Below are 15,725 nucleotides of genomic sequence, written 5' to 3'. Positions count from 1 at the left end.
CGCCGCCCGCCGGCTCGGCCCCCGGGCGGCCGGGCTGGTCACCGACGCGCTCGCCGCGCAGCGCCGCGATCTGGCCGCGCCGGTGCCGCCGTGGTGGGACGACCAGCTGCGCGACCTGGGCGCGGGGGTGTGGTGGGACGCCGACGAGGGTCATTTGACCGCCTGGTCGGCGCGCGTGGGATGCGACCGGTTCACCGCGCTGCGGGCGGCGGTCGACGCGCTGGCCCTGGTGGAGGGGCTCCCGCCGATCGCCGTGCTGCGCCCGCCGCCCGGCGCGCCCCTGGCGGGCGTCGCGCGCGGCGGGCCGGGCAGCGGCTCCCGGATGCTCGACCGGGTGCGGGCGCTGCTGGCCAAGGCGGAGTCGACCACCTACCCGGCCGAGGCGGAGGCGCTGACCGGCAAGGCCCAGGAGTTGATCGCCCGGCACAGCATCGACCAGGCACTGCTGGCCGGCGTCGCCGAGCCGGCCGACCGGCCCGGCGGGGTGCGCCTCGGCACCGACCCCCCGTACGCGGGCGCGAAGGCGCTGCTGGCGCAGGAGGTGGCGGCGGCGAACCGCTGCGAGGCCGTCTGGTCCGACGACCTCGGCTTCACCACGGTGCTGGGCTGGCCGGCCGATCTGGAGGCCGTCGAGCTGCTCCACACCTCGCTGCTGGTGCAGGCCACCACCGCGATGCTGCGCGGGCGGGGCGAACGGCGGGCCAAGGGCGCCGGCCGGCGGACCCGGGACTACGACGAGTCCTTCCTCAACGCCTTCGCGCTGCGGATCGGCGAGCGGCTGCGGGCCGCCACCGACGCCGCCGACCGGGAGGCGACGGCGCAGGCCGGGCCGGAGCGGCTGCTGCCGGTGCTCGCCACCCGCGCCGAGGCGGTACGCGAACGCCTCGACACGCTCTTCCCCGGCGTCACCCGGGGCCGGCTCACCGTCCGCGACGCCGACGGCTGGTCCTCGGGCACCTCCGCCGCCGACCGCGCCTCGCTCGGCGCCGACCCCGCCCCGAAGCGCCAGGTACGCGGCCGGCGCTGAGATTTCTCCCCGCCGGCTGTCGGAACCGGCGGGTCGGCTCCGACCCCTCACCGAAGACGCGCCACGATGGGCGCGGCCGACGGAACGAGGAGCACCCGATGAAGTACATGCTGCTGATCTGGAACCGCCCGGGGTTCGTGGAGGGGCTGTCGGAGCAGGAGCGCGGCGCGCTCTTCGGCGAGGTCGACGAGGTCATGCGGGAGCTGACCGAGTCGGGCGAGTTCCTCGGCGGCCAGGCCCTGGCGGACCCGTCGCAGGCGCGTACGGTCCGGCTGGCCGGTGACCGGCCGGAGGTGACCGACGGGCCGTACATGGAGAGCAAGGAGCAGTTCGCCGGCTACCTGATGGTCGACTGCGACAGCCCCGAGCGGGCCGCCGAGATCGCCGCCAGCTGGCCGGACGTGCGGCGGGGCTTCGGCGTGCTGGAGGTGCGGGCAGTGATGGACGAGGCCGGGACGGAGATGTGACCGGACGGCACCTGGAGGACCTGCTGCGCGACCTGGCGCCGCAGGTCCTCGGCCTGCTCGTCCGCCGCTACGGCCAGTTCGCCGCCGCCGAGGACGCCGTGCAGGAGGCGCTGCTCGCCGCCGCGGTGCGGTGGCCGGAGCAGGGCGTGCCGGACAACCCCCGGGCCTGGTTGCTCACCGTCGCCACGCGCCGGCTGACCGACGAGTGGCGCAGCGAGCGCGCCCGCCGGGACCGGGAGGCCGCGCTGGCCGCCCGCGAGCCGGCGTACGCGGCGCTCGCGCCGGCGGCCGACGACCAGCCGCCGGCGGGGGACGACACCCTGGCCCTGCTGTTCCTCTGCTGCCACCCGGCGCTGGCCCGGTCGGCCCAGGTCGCGCTGACGCTGCGGGCGGTCGGCGGCCTCACCACCGCGCAGATCGCGAGGGCGTACCTCGTGCCCGAGGCGACGATGAGTCAGCGCATCCGCCGGGCCAAGCAGCGGATCGAGGCCGCCGGGGCGCGCTTCACCATGCCCGCCCCCGGGGACCGGGACGAACGGCTGCGGGCCGTGCTCCAGGTGCTCTATCTGATCTTCAACGAGGGCTACACCGCCTCCAGCGGGCCGGAGCTGCACCGGGCCGACCTGACCACCGAGGCGATCCGGCTGGCCCGGTTGGTGCAGCGCCTGCTCCCGGACGACGGCGAGGTGACCGGGCTGCTGGCGTTGATGCTGCTCACCGACGCGCACCGGGCCGCCCGCACCGGGCCGGCCGGGGAGCTGGTCCCGCTCGCCGAGCAGGACCGCGACCGCTGGGACCACGCCGCCATCGCCGAGGGGACCGCTCTGGTCACCGAGGCGTTGACCTGGTCGCCGCCCGGCCCGTACCAGCTCCAGGCGGCGATCGCCGCCGTGCACGCCGAGGCCCCGTCCGCCGAGCGGACCGACTGGCGACAGATCGTGGCGCTCTACCGGCTGCTCGCCCGGACCGCCCCGAGCCCGATGGTCACCCTGAACCAGGCGGTCGCGGTGGCCATGGTGGACGGTCCCCACGCCGGCCTGGCCCTGCTCGCCGGGCTCGACGACGACGACCGCACCGCCGGGCACCACCGGCTCGCCGCCGTCCGCGCCCACCTGTGGGAGCTGGCGGGCGAGCCGCAGCGGGCGCGGGCGGCGTACCGGGCGGCGGCCCGGGGGACGACGAGCCTGCTCGAGCAGCGCTACCTGGAGCTGCGGGCCGCCCGGCTGACGGGGACCGATGAGTCCCGGCGCTCGCGGGAGTCACATTGACGGATGCCGGCCGGCGTGCGGCACGGGGTGCAGGCCGGCCGGCGTCCCGATCAGGCGTCGGCGGTGCCGGGCGACGTGCCCCCGGCTCAGGCGCGGCACTCGCGGGTCAGCTTCGGTGGGATGCCGGTGAAGGTGGAGTCCATCCAGGCGGCCGGCCGGGACGCCCGGGAGCCGGCGTCGATCCGGTCGGCGGTCTCCTCGATCAGGGCGCGGATCTCCGGGTCGGCGGCCTGGCGGGCCTGGGCGCGTACGTCGTCGGCCAGCTCCGCCAGGTTGCGCCGGAGCTGGTCGGCGACCTGCTCCCCGGTGAGGTCACGGGTCACCGAGGCCGCCGAGTCCGTGGCGATCTTGCGGCTGCCGGTGAGGATCACCCGGTCGACCTCGCGGCAGACCTCGGCGGTGTTGGCGGCGGTCGTGGCGACCGGGGACGGGCTCGGGGTGGCGCTCGCCGAGGCCGTCGGGCTCGGCGGGGGCGTGCCGGTGCGGGCGGCCTCCTCCCGCGCGGTGTCCTGGCAGCCCACGGCCAGCACCCCGAGCGCCACCGTGGCGGCGGCGCGCCGCGCGTAGACGACGGATCGGGACACGGAACCTCCCGTTCGGGCTCTCGGCCGTCCCTGCGGGGGATCGGCCCGGGTTCGGCCGACGCCGGGCGGCGGGGACGTCGACCTGCCAACGAGTGGCGCCACCCGAGGGACACGTCCGCCGGATGCGCCAGTACGCCCTCCGCCGGGTCGGCTGGATGCCGATCCGGCGGAGGGCGCGTACGCGGGTCAGCTCTTGAAGGCGTCCTTGATCTTCTCGCCGGCCTGCTTGAGCTTGGCGCTGGCCTGGTCGTTGCGCCCCTCGGCCTCGAGCCGCTCGTTGTCGGTGGCCCGGCCGGCGCCTTCCTTCAGCTTGCCGGCCGCGTCCTCGGTCGTGTTGTTGATCTTGTCTTCGAAACCCATGTCGACCTCCCGATTGGCGGTGCCGGTACGCCCCCGATGTACCCCGTCCCGCCGCCGTCCAACCGTCCCCGGTCACCCACGGTCAGCGGGCGGCCCGCGCCGGCCCCGCCACGACCCGCGCCGCCGACCCCTGTGCGTGGGGCCGGCGGCGCGGGTGGCGGACGTCAGGCGACCGGGCGGAAGCCGCGCAGCCGGAGGCTGTTGGCGACCACGAAGACCGAGGAGAAGGCCATCGCGGCGCCGGCGATCATCGGGTTCAGCAGGCCGGCGGCGGCCAGCGGCAGGGCCGCCACGTTGTAGGCGAAGGCCCAGAACAGGTTGCCCTTGATGATGCCGAGGGTGCGCCGGGCGAGCCGGATCGCGTCCACGGCGGCCATCAGGTCGCCCCGCACCAGGGTCAGGTCGGACGCCTCGATCGCCACGTCCGTGCCGGTGCCCATGGCCAGGCCGAGGTCGGCCTGGGCCAGCGCGGCGGCGTCGTTGACCCCGTCACCGACCATCGCCACCGTCCGCCCCTCGCCCTGGAGCCGCCGCACGACGTCGACCTTGTCGGCGGGCAGCACCTCGGCGATCACCTCGTCGATGCCCAACTCGGTGGCCACCGCGCGGGCGACGGTGGTGTTGTCGCCGGTCAGCAGCACCGGCGTCAGGCCGAGCGCGCGGAGCCGTGCGATCGCCGCCCGGCTCGTCGGTCTCACCACGTCGGCCACCGCGAGGACCCCGCGGGCCCGGCCGTCCCAGCCGGCCAGCACCGCCGTCCGCCCCTCGGCCTCCGCCGTGGCCGCCGCCCGCGCGACCTCCTCCGGTACGTCGAGACCGTGCTCGCGCAGCAGCCGGAGCCGGCCGATCAGCACCTCCCGGCCTTCGACCGTCCCGCTCACGCCGAGCCCCTCGGCGTTGACGAAGCCGGCCACCGGCGGCAGCGTGCCCGCCTCGGCCGCCCCGGCGGCGATGGCGCGGGCGATCGGGTGCTCGGACGCGGACTCCAGCGCCCCGGCGACCCGGAGCAGTTCGGCGCGGTCCTCGCCGGTTGCCGGGACCACGTCCACCAGGGTCATCCGACCGGTGGTCACGGTGCCGGTCTTGTCCAGCACCACGGTGTCCACCTGCTTCGTGGACTCCAGCACCTCCGGTCCCTTGATCAGGACGCCGAGCTGCGCGCCCCGGCCGGTGCCGACCAGCAGGGCGGTCGGCGTGGCCAGCCCGAGGGCGCACGGGCAGGCGATGATCAGCACCGCCACGGCGGCGGTGAACGCGGCGGTGGCGCCCGACCCGGTGCCGAGCCACCAGCCGAGGGTGCCCACCGCGAGCGCGATCACGATCGGCACGAAGACGCCGGAGATCCGGTCGGCCAACCGCTGCACCGCCGCCTTGCCGGTCTGCGCCTGCTCGACCAGCCGGGCCATCTGGGCCAGTTGGGTGTCGCCACCGATGCGGGTGGCGGTGACCACCAGCCGGCCGCCCGCGTTGACGGTCGCACCGACCACGGAGTCGCCCGGGCCGACCTCGACCGGGACGGACTCGCCGGTGAGCATGCTGGCGTCGACCGCCGAGGTGCCCTCGTCGACCACGCCGTCCGTGGCGATCTTCTCGCCGGGCCGGACCACGAACCGGTCCCCCACTGCGAGCTGGTCCACCGGGATCCGGGTCTCCGTGCCGTCGCGCAGCACCGCGACGTCCTTGGCGCCCAGCTCCAGCAGGGCGCGCAGGGCCGCCCCGGCGGTCCGCTTCGCCCGCGCCTCGAAGTAGCGGCCGGCGAGGATGAACACGGTCACCCCGGCCGCCGCCTCCAGGTAGATGTTGCCGGCGCCGTCGGTGCGGCTGATCGCGAGGCTGAACGGGTGGGTCATCCCCGGCGTGCCGGCGGTGCCGAGGAAGAGCGCCCAGACCGACCAGCCGAACGCGGCCAGGGTGCCGACCGAGACCAGGGTGTCCATGGTCGCCGCGCCGTGCCGCAGGTTGATCCAGGCCGCCCGGTGGAAGGGCAGGCCGCCGTAGACCACGACCGGGGCGGCCAGGGTCAGCGACAGCCACTGCCAGAAGTCGAACTGCCAGGCGGGCACCATCGCCAGCGCGATCACCGGCACGGTGAGCACGAGCGAGACCCAGAGTCGGGTACGCAGGCCGCGCAGCTCGTCCACCGGCGCGGCGGCCGGTTCGCCGCCGGCGGGCGCGGGCGGGGGCGGCAGGGCCGCCGTGTAGCCCGTCTTCTCCACCGTGGCGATCAGGTCGTCCGGGGTGACCTCGTCGGCGTAGCGGACGGTGGCCTTCTCGGTGGCGTAGTTGACGGTGGCGGTCACCCCGTCCATCCGGTTCAGCTTCTTCTCGATCCGGGCGGCGCAGGAGGCGCAGGTCATCCCGCCGATCGCCAGCTCGATCTGGTTCGGCGCGTATGGCAAGGGCTTGCTGCTGATCGTCATCACGGTCCCTCAGTCGTGCCCGTGACCGGGGACGCCGTGGCCGGCGTCGGCGGACGGGGAGCTCGTGGCGGCGGGCGTGCCCGCCGTCGGGGCGCCCGTCGTGGCCGGGACACCCGGCGCGGTCGGGCTGCCGGCGACGACGGTGAATTCGGCGGTACGCACGACGCCGCCGTGCTTGAAGTCCAGGTAGAGCCGGTAGGCGCCGGCCGACGGCACCTCGGCCGAGAAGCTCACCTCGGGGCCGGGCCGCGTCCGCCCGTCACCGGGCTCGCCGTTGGGGTGCACGTGCAGGTACGCCAGGTCGCCCTGGCGCAACGCCACCAGGTGGCCGTACGCGCCCAGGTAGGGCTCCAGGTCGGTGACCGGCGCGCCGCCGCGGCTCACGGTCAGGGTCAGCTCGGCGGTGCGGCCGGGCTGCGGGGCGCCGGCGAGCGTGACGGTGTAGCCGTCGACCGTGGTGCTGGTCGCCGGCGCGGGCAGGGGCCGCCCGGTCAGCGCGCCGGGGACGGTCACGTCGACGCCGAGGGTCAGCGGCTCGCCCCCGGTCGGGGTGAAGTCGGCGAACGCCCGCCACACGCCGGGCCCGGCGAGCGGCGAGTCGACCCGCCAGGTGCCGTCCGGCGCCATCTCCGGGTGCACGTGCCGGAAGCCGGAGAGGTCGCGGCGGGCCACGATCAGGTGCATGCGCTTGTCGTGCGCCACGTCGTACGCGGTGACCGCCCGGCCGTCCGGGCCGGTGACCTGGAAGGCGAACTGCCCGGCCGGGGCGTCCACCGGACGGAGGGTGTAGCCGCGGTCGGAGACGAGCAGACCGCCGGGCAGGTGCGCCGCCGCGCCGTTGTCGCCCCCGTGTCCGGCCCCGCCGTCGTTCCCGTGCCCCCCGGTGGCGTCGTGCGGGGCTTCGGCGGGCGGCGCCACGGGGTCGGCCACCCGGCCGACCCCGTACGTCGCGCCGAACACCACCGCGAGGCCGAGGGCGAAACCGCTCAGCTTCGTCGCCGTGTTCATGATGCGCCTCGTTTCCCCCGTGCTCGCTGTCAGACGCCGACGAGGTCGTAACCGGCCTCGTCGACGGCGGAGCGCACGGTGTCGGTGTCCAACGGGCCCTCGCTGGTGACGGTGACCCGACCTGCGGCGACGTCGACCTGGACGTCGGTGACGCCCGGGATCGCGCCGACCTCGGTGCTGACGGAGGTGGCGCAGTGCCCGCAGGTCATGCCCTGCACCTGGTACGTCGTGGTGGTCATCGAACTCTCCTCTCGACGCCCCCAGCCTATACCCCCCAGGGGTAAGTCGGAGGCAGACCGGCGCCTGTGCGTTGTACCGGTACCCGGTGGGGGTATCTCGGTCAGGAAGGACCGTACCATACCCCCAAGGGGTACGGTATCCTCGACTCCATGACCACACCGACGCCCACCCCGACCAGGGGCTACACCGCCACCAAGGACCAGCTGCTCGCGCGGCTGCGCCGCGTCGAGGGGCAGGTCCGTGGCATCGAGAAGATGGTCGACGACGACCGCTACTGCATCGACGTGCTCACCCAGATCTCCGCGATCCAGGCCGCCCTGGACAAGGTCGCGCTCGGCCTGCTCGACGGGCACGCCCGGCACTGCATGCACGAGGGCGCGGCCGAGGGCCGCGCCGACGAGATGGCCACCGAGATGATGGCCGCCGTCGGCCGCCTGATGAAGCGGGGCTGACGTCGGCCGCCTGATAGAGCAGGGCTGAGTCGGCCGACACCGCCGCCGGGCGCCTCCCGGCGGACCAGCCGCCGCGCCGCCGGTCTCCCGGGCGCCCGTCCCGACCCCGTTCGGAAGTCGCGGCCCGGCGCCGGGCCCCGGCGCCCCCTGGGTGGGAACGCCGGGGCGACCGGATCAGAGCCGGCCGAGGATCTTCCTCATGGTGTCGATCTCGGCCTGCTGGGTGCTGACGATCTGCCCGGCCAGAGCCTTGGCCTCCGCGTTCACGCCCCGGGCGAGCTCGTCGCGGGCCATGGTGACCGCGCCCTCGTGGTGGGCGATCATCATGGTCAGGAACTGCCGGTCGAACTCCCGACCGGTGGCCGCCGCCAGTTTCGTCATGTCGGCCTCGGACATCATTCCGGGCATGCCGTGGTCCATGTGCGGCAGCTCGGCTCCCGGCGACGGCACCGGCCGTCCCCAGGCCGCCAACCAGCCGCTCATGGTGGCGATCTCGGGTGCCTGGGCCGCCTTGATCTCCCCGGCGAGCCGCTTGATTTCCGGGTCGGCCGCCCGCGTCGCCGCCAGGTCCACCATCTCCACCGCCTGCCGGTGGTGCGGGATCATCATCGTGGCGAACATCGCGTCGGCGTCGCCGAACGCGGCTGCGCCGGTGGCGGTGGCCGCCGGCCCACCGGTGCCGGACGTGCCGTGTCCGGCCTCCGGGGACGAGTGGCCGTCGCCGCCACAGGCGGTCACGGCGAGGGCTGCGGTGATGGCGACGCCGGCCAGGGCGGCACGGCGCGCAAGGGTACGAGTGGTCATGTCTGGGCCTTTCGGTGTCGGAACGTACGCGGCACGACGGGGACGCGGAACGGCGTGAGCCGCACCGCGTCGGACGCGTCCTACCTGCGCAGCACCGAGACCGTGGCGAGCCGCAGACCGACCGGTCGGGGCGGCGGGGCCCGGGGCGACGGGAGGGAGCCGACCGACCCGCGCCCCGCCGGGCGGACGGCGCGTACGCGGGCCGACAGCAGCGCGGCGAGCAGCAGCGAGGCGGCGAACGCCCCCAGCACGGCCAGGCACACTCCCCACCCGGGCAGTCCTCCCCCCGCGTCGCCGAACGGCAGGAGCCGGTCGGACGCGCAGCCCGCGGGGCAGCCCGCGACGGCCCGGAGAGCCGCCACGACGGCGTACGGGAGGGCGGTGCCGTGCGAAGGCGGCACGAGCGCGTCCGCGGCGACCCCGTGCGGGCCGGACACGGCGACTCCGTGCGGGCCGGGTGCGGCGGCGGCGTGCGGGCCGGGTGCGGCGGCGTGCGGGCGGGGTGCGGCGGCGGCGTGTGCCGACGGGCCGGCGGGGTGACCCGTCGGGTGCGAGTCGTGGCCGATGGTGTGCATCGCGGCCAGGCCGAGCAGCGTGCCGACGAGCAGCAGGAGCCGGGCCCCCCGCGCCGCCGTCACCGTCGTCCGCACATCCGTCACGCTAGCGCGTCGGCCCGCCAGCACGGGGGCCACCGCGCGGCGCGCCCCCCGAACAGCCGGCGCCGAAGGTGGCCCGTCGGCGGTCCGCGTCCCGACACCACCCCGCACCACCTGCGCCCGCATCCCGGGATGGCTACCATTCGGCCGATGGCCCTCCGGATTCCGCACCGCCCGTCCCGCGCCCCCCACCGGGCGGCGGCGACCATTCACGACCGGGCCGGGGCCGACGACCGCGGCACGTGACCGCACCGCCAGGCGGAGGCGGCCCCCGTCCCCGCCACGCGGCGACGCTGATACCGACCGGCCCGCCGGCACTTACCCCGCCCGGATTCGTTGGGAGACACTCGATGGGCGCCGACCACACCAGTCCCGCTCCGTCCGCCCCGCCGGGGGTGCGGCGAATCCTCGTCGCGACGGTGGTGCCCCTCTTCGTCGCCACGGTCATCGCGGCGCTGGTGCTCTGGCCATGGGACTCGCGCGATCCCGCGGCCGGCACCGAGCCGCCCCGCCACCACGGCACGGTGACGCGGGTGGTGACGGAGCCGTGCCCGCCCGCCCCCGAGACGCCAGAGGGGAGCCCGGACGCGGCGCAGGGCCCCTGCGGCACGGTCACCGTACGGGTGGAGGACGGCCCCGACGCCGGCCAGCAGGTGGAGACGCCGGTGCCGGCCGGCCCCGGCGCGCCGACCGTCGCCGTGGGCGACGAGATCATCCTGGTCGAGCTCACCGACCCCGCCGATCCCACGGCCAGCACCTACACCGTCGCGGAGCACCAACGCGGCAAGCCGCTGCTCTGGCTGGTCGCGCTCTTCGCGGCGGCGATCGTGGCCTTCGGGCGGTGGCGCGGGCTGGCCGCGCTGGCGGGCCTGGCGGCGAGCTTCGCCATCCTGCTGACCTTCGTGCTGCCCGGCATCAGCGCCGGGAGCCCACCACTCCTGGTCGCGGTCGTCGGCGCCGCTCTGATCATGTTCGTGGTGCTCTACCTGACCCACGGGGTGACCGCGCAGACCTCGGTCGCCGTGCTCGGCACGCTGGGCAGCCTGGTGCTGACCGGCGTCCTCGGCACGATCGCCACCGCCGCGACCCACCTGACCGGGTTCGGCAGCGAGGACGCCACCACGTTGTCGATGTACCAGGCCGACGTCGACCTGCACGGCCTACTGCTGGCCGGGATCATCATCGGTTCCCTCGGCGTGCTCGACGACGTCACGGTCACCCAGGCCGCCACGGTCACCGAGTTGGCGCACGCCAATCCCGGGCTGTCCCGGATGCAGCTCTACCGGGCGGCGACCCGGGTCGGCCGGGCGCACATCGCCTCGACGGTGAACACCATCGTGCTGGCGTACGCCGGCGCCTCGCTGCCGGTGCTGCTCCTGCTGACCGCCGACTCGCGGGCGGTGACCCAGATCCTCACCAGCGAGTTCCTGGCGCAGGAGATCGTCCGCAGCGCGGTCGCCACCCTGGGCCTGATCGCCGCCGTGCCGCTGACCACCGGGCTGGCGGCCGTGGTGACCGCGGCGGGCCGGCGCGGCGGGGACGCCACCGACCGCGCGGCGTCCGCGCCCGCGCCCACGCCCCGGCCGGCGGCCGACCGGTCCGAGGCGCTGGAGGCGCTCAGCGGGCCGCGCGCCACGGACGCGCCGTCCGCCGCTCCCGGCGGATGGCCCGGCCGGGACAGGAGCACGGACACCGCATGGTGACACTCCTCAGCGTGACCGATCAGGACGTCCGACCTGATAAACGCGTCACTGCTCACCCTCCGCCATTACGAAATAACGCATTTAGTCGGCTTAGGGACGTAGATCCCCGGGAGTGCTCTCGGGTAACCTCGCTGCCGGTCACCGCCGAAGGCGCGCAGCGGCGCCTGCGGTGCCGCCGCCCAATCGCCGCCAGGCGAGCCGGGGACCCAGGTACGTGGGGTGAATCCGCGACAGCGGTAGGGGCCACTTCCGCCCCGAACCCGTCAGCTAACCCGGTCGGCGGTCGACGGAAGGGAAAACTGTGACGGCACCCCTACGCCGCTGGTTGACGCCCGTGGTGGCCGTGTTCGCCGCCCTGGCGGTCTTCGCCGGGCCCCTCCCGGCGGCGGCCGCGCCCACCCCGCCCAAGCCCTCCGGGCACGGGGACGACGAGCCCAAGCTGCTCGACGACCTGATCGAGGCCCGCACCCGGTCCTACGTGCAGGCCCAGGCGAAGCTGAAGAAGTCGGAAGAGCGCCAGCTCGAACTGGCCCTGGAGGTCGACCGGGCGCAGGCCGAACTGGACGCGCTGGCCCCGCAGGTGAGCCAGATCGCCGCCCAGTCCTACCGAACCGGGCGGATCGGCGCGGTGTCGATGCTGCTGGACACCGCCAGCCCCGACTCGTTCGTCCGCCGCGCCGCCGCCCTCGACGAGATCAACCTGGTCAACTCCAAAAAGCTGGCCGAGGTGAACGCGATCAAGGACCGCGCCGAGCAGGCCAAGCTGGCGGTCGACGCCGAGGTCCGCGAGCAGCAGAAGCTGAAGAACGAATTGAACCGCAACAAGCGCGAGGCGGAGAAGGCGCTCGCGCTGGTCGGCGGCAGGGAATTGACCAGCGGCAAGGTGGTCGCCACCTCGCCGGTGGCCCGGATGGCGCCGGGTCGCACGGCCGACGGCGACTGGAAGCCGCTGTCAGCCACCGAGGACGACCCGACCACCTCCGGCCGCATCACCGCGCGCACCCTGCACATGTACAAGGAGGTCAAGCGGGCCGGCTTCAACCGGTTCGTCGGCTGCTACCGCTCCGGCGGGCCGTACGAGCATCCGAAGGGCCGGGCCTGCGACTGGTCACTGCAACGCAGCGGCTTCTCCCCCTGGCACAACGACGACACCTACATGTACGGCAACAACCTGACCGCGTTCCTGGTCCGCAACGCCGACCGGCTCGGCATCTACTACGTGATCTGGAACCGGCAGATCTGGTTCCCGGCGACCGGCTGGAAGTCCTACAGCGGCCCGTCGAACCACACCGACCACGTGCACGTCTCACTGCTCTAGCCGAGACCCACACACAGGGCCGCCCCGCCGGACGCGGGGCGGCCCTGTGTCGTCGCATGGACGACCCCGTGTCGTCGCATGGGACCGCCGCCGCGGAACGGCTCGGGGCAGGCCGCAGACCGGAACGGGCGGGAGACGGGTCCTCGCGCCGGGACACGACACGGCGCGGCGGGGCGGCGGGACACGGCGCGGCGGCGGCGCGGCGGGACACGACGAGGCACGGCGCAGCGGGACACGGCGCAGCAGGGCGCCGCGGGGCAGGGCCGGGGCAGGCCGGCGGGGGGAGTCAGGCGAGCGCGGCGCTGGCCGCCGGCTCCGGCGCGTCGACCACGCGGGCGGGCACCGCGGCCACCGTCCGCACCTCGCCGGCGGTCAGCCGGTACGACATGCCGACCACCCCGCAGCGACCGGCGGCCACCTCGGCGGCGAGCACGGCGGAGCGGCCCAGCATCGCCTCGACGGTGTGCGCGATGTGGATGTCGACGATCCGGTCGATGTCGTCCACGCCCTCGGCGGCGGCCCGGCGCAGGCTGGGCACCACCGCGTCGACCACGGCGCACAGGTGCCCGACCGGTGGGGTGCCGGTGGCGTCCGCCGTACGCGCCGCCTGGACGGCCCCGCAGGAGTCGTGCCCGAGCACCACCACCAGCGGCGTGCCCAGGACCGTGACGGCGTACTCCACGCTGCCCAGCACCTCGGGGCCGATGGTGTGCCCAGCGGTGCGGACCACGAAGAGGTCACCCAGGCCCCGGTCGAAGATGATCTCGGCCGCGAGCCGGGAGTCGGAACAGCCGACGATCACCGCGAAGGGGTGCTGCCCGTCGGCGACCGCGGCGCGGTGCCCGGCGTCCTGGTTGGGGTGGCGCGGGGCGCCGGTCACGAACCGCCGGTTGCCGGCGTGCAGCTCGGCGAGCGCCTGCTCGGGACTGGCGCGGGCGACGAACGGGGTGCCGACGTCGGCCGGGGCATCGCCCGCGGTCGACACCGGGAGCGTCCGCTCCGGGCCCGGTTGAGTGCCTGGCGATCCGGGACGACTCATCCCCCACCTCGCTACCTCACGTGAACGGCCTGGTCACCCGGGCCGACGCTGGACGCGGGCTGCCACCACCGTCACACGCAACGCAAGATACGTCAAGGGATGCGTGATATGCGTTTCATACGTTCGGCGGGCCGAGGTGCGGCGGCGCTCGGCTCTGCGCGCGCCCGCCCGCCGCGAGGGCACGGGGCAGACACGAAGCAAGGGCCATACGATGACGGACATGGCGACGACAGGGGAGAACGGGAGCACCCGCAACTGGACGTTCCTCACCAACCACGGGCACGTGCTGCTCGCCATCGCCCGCAACCCCACCGCCCGGCTCCGCGACGTCGCCGACGAGGTGGGCGTCACCGAGCGGGCCGCCCAGGCGATCGTCGCCGACCTGGAGGCCGGCGGCTACCTGTACCGCACCCGGGTGGGCCGACGCAACGAGTACACGCTCAACCCCGCCGGCCGGTTCCGGCACCCCGCCGAAGCGGACCGGCAGGTCGGCGACCTGCTCGCCCTCTTCACCGACGAGCAGGAACCGGCCGAGGCCACCGAGCACCCCTGACGGCCGGTCCCACCCGGCCCGCTGCCGCAGCCCGCGATCTCACCGGCACCATCGCTCCCCACCCGGCGTCGGGCCCTCCGGAGCGTCGCCGGGCGCCCGCACCCGCGTCGGCCGCCCCCGCCGGCTCCCGGCCCGCGCCGCCGACCGCCGGGAGTTCCGACCACCAGGCCACCCTCAGCCGGTCGCACCGCCGCCCGCCCCGGAGGCGGCGGCGCGCGCCTCCGGGGCGCGGCGGTAATCTCACCGCGTGCGCGAGAGTTTCCGACCGGGCGGGACCGAGCCGTCCCGCCGACCCGGGCGCGGTGCCCGCGCGGTCCTCTGTGGAGCGGCCGCGGTCCTGCTCGGCACCGCCGTCGTCGCTCCGTCGCCCGCCTCGGCGGCGGTCCCCCGCTGCGGGCCCCCCGGCGTCGCCGCCCCCGCCGAGACGCCGTGGCCGCTGAAGAGACTCGAACCCTCGTCGGCCTGGCGGATCTCCCGTGGTGCCGGCGTCACGGTGGCGGTCATCGACTCCGGCGTCTCCGCCAGCCATCCCGCCCTCAAGGGCCAGGTGAGGGTGGGCCGGGACTTCAACGGCCTGCCACAGCAGGAGGGCCGCTGCGACCTGGCCGGGCACGGCACCATCATCGCCGGCATCATCGCCGGGAAGGAGGGCACCGGCGCGTCGTTCAGCGGCATCGCGCCGCAGGCCAGGATCCTTCCGGTACGCGTCCTGCCCGACACGAAGACCACCGCCGACGAGGGGCTGCCGGGGCAGATCGCCGAGGCGATCGAGTGGTCGGTGCGCAACGGCGCCGACGTGATCAACCTGTCGCTGGTGACCCTGGACCGGCAGGAACTGGCCGACGCGGTCCGCTACGCCCTCGACGAGGGGGTGGTCGTGGTGGCCGCCGCCGGCAACCGCCAGGAGAACCAGCAGGACCGGCCCGCGTTCCCGGCCGCCTATCCCGGGGTGATCGCGGTCGCCGGGGTGGACGAGGAGGGCGGCCACGTGGGCAGCTCGGTGAGCGGGGACTACGTCGACCTCGCGGCGCCCGGGCTGAACATCCTCGGCCCGGCTCCCGGGGGCGAGGGCTACCTGGCCGAGCCGCAGGGCGGCACCAGCTTCGCCGCCGCGTACGTCTCCGGGGTGGCCGCGCTGGTCCGGGCCGCCCACCCGGACCTCGACCCGGAGCAGGTCGCCGACCGGCTGATCCGCACGGCCGACAGCCCGCCCGAGGGGAAGAACGCCGAGGTCGGCCACGGGGTGGTGAATCCGTACCGGGCGGTGGCGGGCCTGCTCGGCACCCGTACCGACCCGCCGGCCGGCGCGATGCCGGCACCGCCCTCCACCGCGGACCCGCTCGCCTGGCAGGGCACCGTCGCGGTCTGGGTCGCCGCCGTCGGCGCGCTCGTCGCCGGGCTGCTGCTCTCCGTCAAGCCGATCCTGATCCGCGGGCGACGCCGGGGCTGGCGCCCGGGCCGCCGCCCGTCCGGAGCGGACGCGACGACGGGCTGACGCCCCTTGTTCCGGCACCACCGCGGCAACGGGACGAGCAAGTCCCGCGGCTCGGGTGCCGCACGTCCAGCCGGACAGCGCTGAGCGCCGCCCACCGGTGCGGTGGACGGCGCTCAGCCGACGCTGTCAGCGCAGGATGCCGGGCGTACCGCCGCCGTCCGCACCCCACACGTCCTCGTCCTCCTCCAGCCAGGTGTTGCGAGGAAGCTCCTCCTCGCCGTAGCCGGCGCCGGTACCCATGCCGGCCATGCCACCGACGCCCCGTGCGCCCGCACCGACGCCCTTGGCGCCCGCGCCGGCGGCACCCGCGCGGCCGCCACCGCGGCCGGCC

Annotated in this window: 16 protein-coding genes, 1 pseudogene and 1 riboswitch; of the genes and pseudogenes, 8 read left to right on the top strand and 9 right to left on the bottom strand. The window is 75.5% G+C overall.

The window, feature by feature from the left end; translation table 11 throughout:
* From AB0G13_RS29750 to AB0G13_RS29740, 3 genes are all read left to right on the top strand, one after another.
* Positions 1-1,027: DUF2786 domain-containing protein (locus tag AB0G13_RS29750; RefSeq protein WP_357881347.1), on the top strand; the 1,027-nt coding region annotated here is incomplete at its 5' end.
* A gap of 98 nt (positions 1,028-1,125) precedes the next feature.
* Complete coding sequence (locus tag AB0G13_RS29745) at positions 1,126-1,494, top strand: YciI family protein (RefSeq protein ID WP_357881344.1); 369 nt, start codon at positions 1,126-1,128, stop codon at positions 1,492-1,494.
* A complete protein-coding gene (locus AB0G13_RS29740) occupies positions 1,491-2,762 on the top strand; it encodes a sigma-70 family RNA polymerase sigma factor (protein WP_357881341.1) in 1,272 nt (423 codons plus the stop codon). The genes AB0G13_RS29745 and AB0G13_RS29740 overlap by 4 nt, the downstream gene beginning before the upstream one ends.
* Positions 2,763-2,848: 86 nt before the next feature.
* Here the strand turns inward: AB0G13_RS29740 and AB0G13_RS29735 are convergent, their stop codons facing one another.
* The 5 genes from AB0G13_RS29735 to AB0G13_RS29715 form a co-directional block, all read right to left on the bottom strand.
* Positions 2,849-3,346, bottom strand: coding sequence for a hypothetical protein (locus tag AB0G13_RS29735; protein ID WP_357881338.1), 498 nt, complete (start codon positions 3,344-3,346; stop codon positions 2,849-2,851).
* Between the two features lie 186 nt (positions 3,347-3,532).
* The gene (locus tag AB0G13_RS29730) at positions 3,533-3,706 is read right to left on the bottom strand and encodes a CsbD family protein (protein WP_132231820.1); all 174 of its coding nucleotides are present in this window, start codon (positions 3,704-3,706) and stop codon (positions 3,533-3,535) included.
* A gap of 164 nt (positions 3,707-3,870) precedes the next feature.
* Entirely contained in the window at positions 3,871-6,126 is a 2,256-nt protein-coding gene (locus tag AB0G13_RS29725; RefSeq protein ID WP_357881335.1) for a heavy metal translocating P-type ATPase, read from the bottom strand.
* 9 nt (positions 6,127-6,135) lie between these two features.
* On the bottom strand, positions 6,136-7,134 hold the full coding sequence (locus AB0G13_RS29720) for a hypothetical protein (RefSeq protein WP_357881332.1): 999 nt from the start codon (positions 7,132-7,134) through the stop codon (positions 6,136-6,138).
* A gap of 29 nt (positions 7,135-7,163) precedes the next feature.
* A complete protein-coding gene (locus tag AB0G13_RS29715; RefSeq protein WP_357881329.1) occupies positions 7,164-7,373 on the bottom strand; it encodes a heavy-metal-associated domain-containing protein in 210 nt (69 codons plus the stop codon).
* A 150-nt stretch (positions 7,374-7,523) separates the two neighbouring features.
* On the opposite strand from AB0G13_RS29715, the gene AB0G13_RS29710 reads away from it, so the two are divergent.
* The gene (locus AB0G13_RS29710) at positions 7,524-7,826 is read left to right on the top strand and encodes a metal-sensitive transcriptional regulator (protein WP_089002271.1); all 303 of its coding nucleotides are present in this window, start codon (positions 7,524-7,526) and stop codon (positions 7,824-7,826) included.
* Between the two features lie 174 nt (positions 7,827-8,000).
* On the opposite strand, the gene AB0G13_RS29705 is transcribed toward AB0G13_RS29710, so the two are convergent.
* Both AB0G13_RS29705 and AB0G13_RS29700 read right to left on the bottom strand, forming a co-directional pair.
* A complete protein-coding gene (locus AB0G13_RS29705; protein WP_357881326.1) occupies positions 8,001-8,630 on the bottom strand; it encodes a DUF305 domain-containing protein in 630 nt (209 codons plus the stop codon).
* Positions 8,631-8,710: 80 nt separating this feature from the next.
* Positions 8,711-9,280, bottom strand: coding sequence for a hypothetical protein (locus AB0G13_RS29700; protein WP_357881323.1), 570 nt, complete (start codon positions 9,278-9,280; stop codon positions 8,711-8,713).
* A 356-nt stretch (positions 9,281-9,636) separates the two neighbouring features.
* On the opposite strand from AB0G13_RS29700, the gene AB0G13_RS29695 reads away from it, so the two are divergent.
* Both AB0G13_RS29695 and AB0G13_RS29690 read left to right on the top strand, forming a co-directional pair.
* Complete coding sequence (locus tag AB0G13_RS29695) at positions 9,637-10,989, top strand: YibE/F family protein (RefSeq protein ID WP_357881320.1); 1,353 nt, start codon at positions 9,637-9,639, stop codon at positions 10,987-10,989.
* 166 nt (positions 10,990-11,155) lie between these two features.
* A riboswitch (cyclic di-AMP (ydaO/yuaA leader) is annotated at positions 11,156-11,287 on the top strand.
* Positions 11,288-11,290: 3 nt separating this feature from the next.
* A complete protein-coding gene (locus AB0G13_RS29690; RefSeq protein WP_357881317.1) occupies positions 11,291-12,307 on the top strand; it encodes a hypothetical protein in 1,017 nt (338 codons plus the stop codon).
* Positions 12,308-12,593: 286 nt separating this feature from the next.
* On the opposite strand, the gene AB0G13_RS29685 is transcribed toward AB0G13_RS29690, so the two are convergent.
* Positions 12,594-13,346, bottom strand: a complete 753-nt coding sequence (locus AB0G13_RS29685; RefSeq protein WP_357881314.1) for a carbonic anhydrase — start codon at positions 13,344-13,346, stop codon at positions 12,594-12,596.
* A gap of 211 nt (positions 13,347-13,557) precedes the next feature.
* Between AB0G13_RS29685 and AB0G13_RS29680 the strand changes: the two genes are divergently transcribed.
* Together AB0G13_RS29680 and mycP are read left to right on the top strand one after the other, a co-directional pair.
* Complete coding sequence (locus AB0G13_RS29680; protein ID WP_357881311.1) at positions 13,558-13,899, top strand: MarR family winged helix-turn-helix transcriptional regulator; 342 nt, start codon at positions 13,558-13,560, stop codon at positions 13,897-13,899.
* Between the two features lie 247 nt (positions 13,900-14,146).
* On the top strand, positions 14,147-15,394 hold the full coding sequence (gene mycP, locus AB0G13_RS29675; protein WP_357881308.1) for a type VII secretion-associated serine protease mycosin: 1,248 nt from the start codon (positions 14,147-14,149) through the stop codon (positions 15,392-15,394).
* Positions 15,395-15,520: 126 nt separating this feature from the next.
* On the opposite strand, the pseudogene AB0G13_RS29670 reads toward mycP, so the two are convergent.
* A pseudogene (locus AB0G13_RS29670) lies at positions 15,521-15,725 on the bottom strand (hypothetical protein); the annotation flags it as partial.

It is taken from the genome of Micromonospora sp. NPDC023633 (assembly GCF_040640035.1).
Lineage (GTDB): Bacteria > Actinomycetota > Actinomycetes > Mycobacteriales > Micromonosporaceae > Micromonospora.
Note: the sequence above shows the minus strand (reverse complement) of the source record. Positions and strands in the feature narration are given on the sequence as shown.

Coding starts and splice junctions, on each gene's coding strand:
- AB0G13_RS29745 (WP_357881344.1), top strand. CDS start 1,126: ATGAAGTACATGCTGCTGATCTGGAACCGCCCGGGGTTCGTGGAGGGG.
- AB0G13_RS29680 (WP_357881311.1), top strand. CDS start 13,558: ATGACGGACATGGCGACGACAGGGGAGAACGGGAGCACCCGCAACTGG.
- AB0G13_RS29730 (WP_132231820.1), bottom strand. CDS start 3,706: ATGGGTTTCGAAGACAAGATCAACAACACGACCGAGGACGCGGCCGGC.
- AB0G13_RS29725 (WP_357881335.1), bottom strand. CDS start 6,126: ATGACGATCAGCAGCAAGCCCTTGCCATACGCGCCGAACCAGATCGAG.
- AB0G13_RS29715 (WP_357881329.1), bottom strand. CDS start 7,373: ATGACCACCACGACGTACCAGGTGCAGGGCATGACCTGCGGGCACTGC.
- AB0G13_RS29695 (WP_357881320.1), top strand. CDS start 9,637: ATGGGCGCCGACCACACCAGTCCCGCTCCGTCCGCCCCGCCGGGGGTG.
- AB0G13_RS29710 (WP_089002271.1), top strand. CDS start 7,524: ATGACCACACCGACGCCCACCCCGACCAGGGGCTACACCGCCACCAAG.
- AB0G13_RS29705 (WP_357881326.1), bottom strand. CDS start 8,630: ATGACCACTCGTACCCTTGCGCGCCGTGCCGCCCTGGCCGGCGTCGCC.
- AB0G13_RS29685 (WP_357881314.1), bottom strand. CDS start 13,346: ATGAGTCGTCCCGGATCGCCAGGCACTCAACCGGGCCCGGAGCGGACG.
- AB0G13_RS29720 (WP_357881332.1), bottom strand. CDS start 7,134: ATGAACACGGCGACGAAGCTGAGCGGTTTCGCCCTCGGCCTCGCGGTG.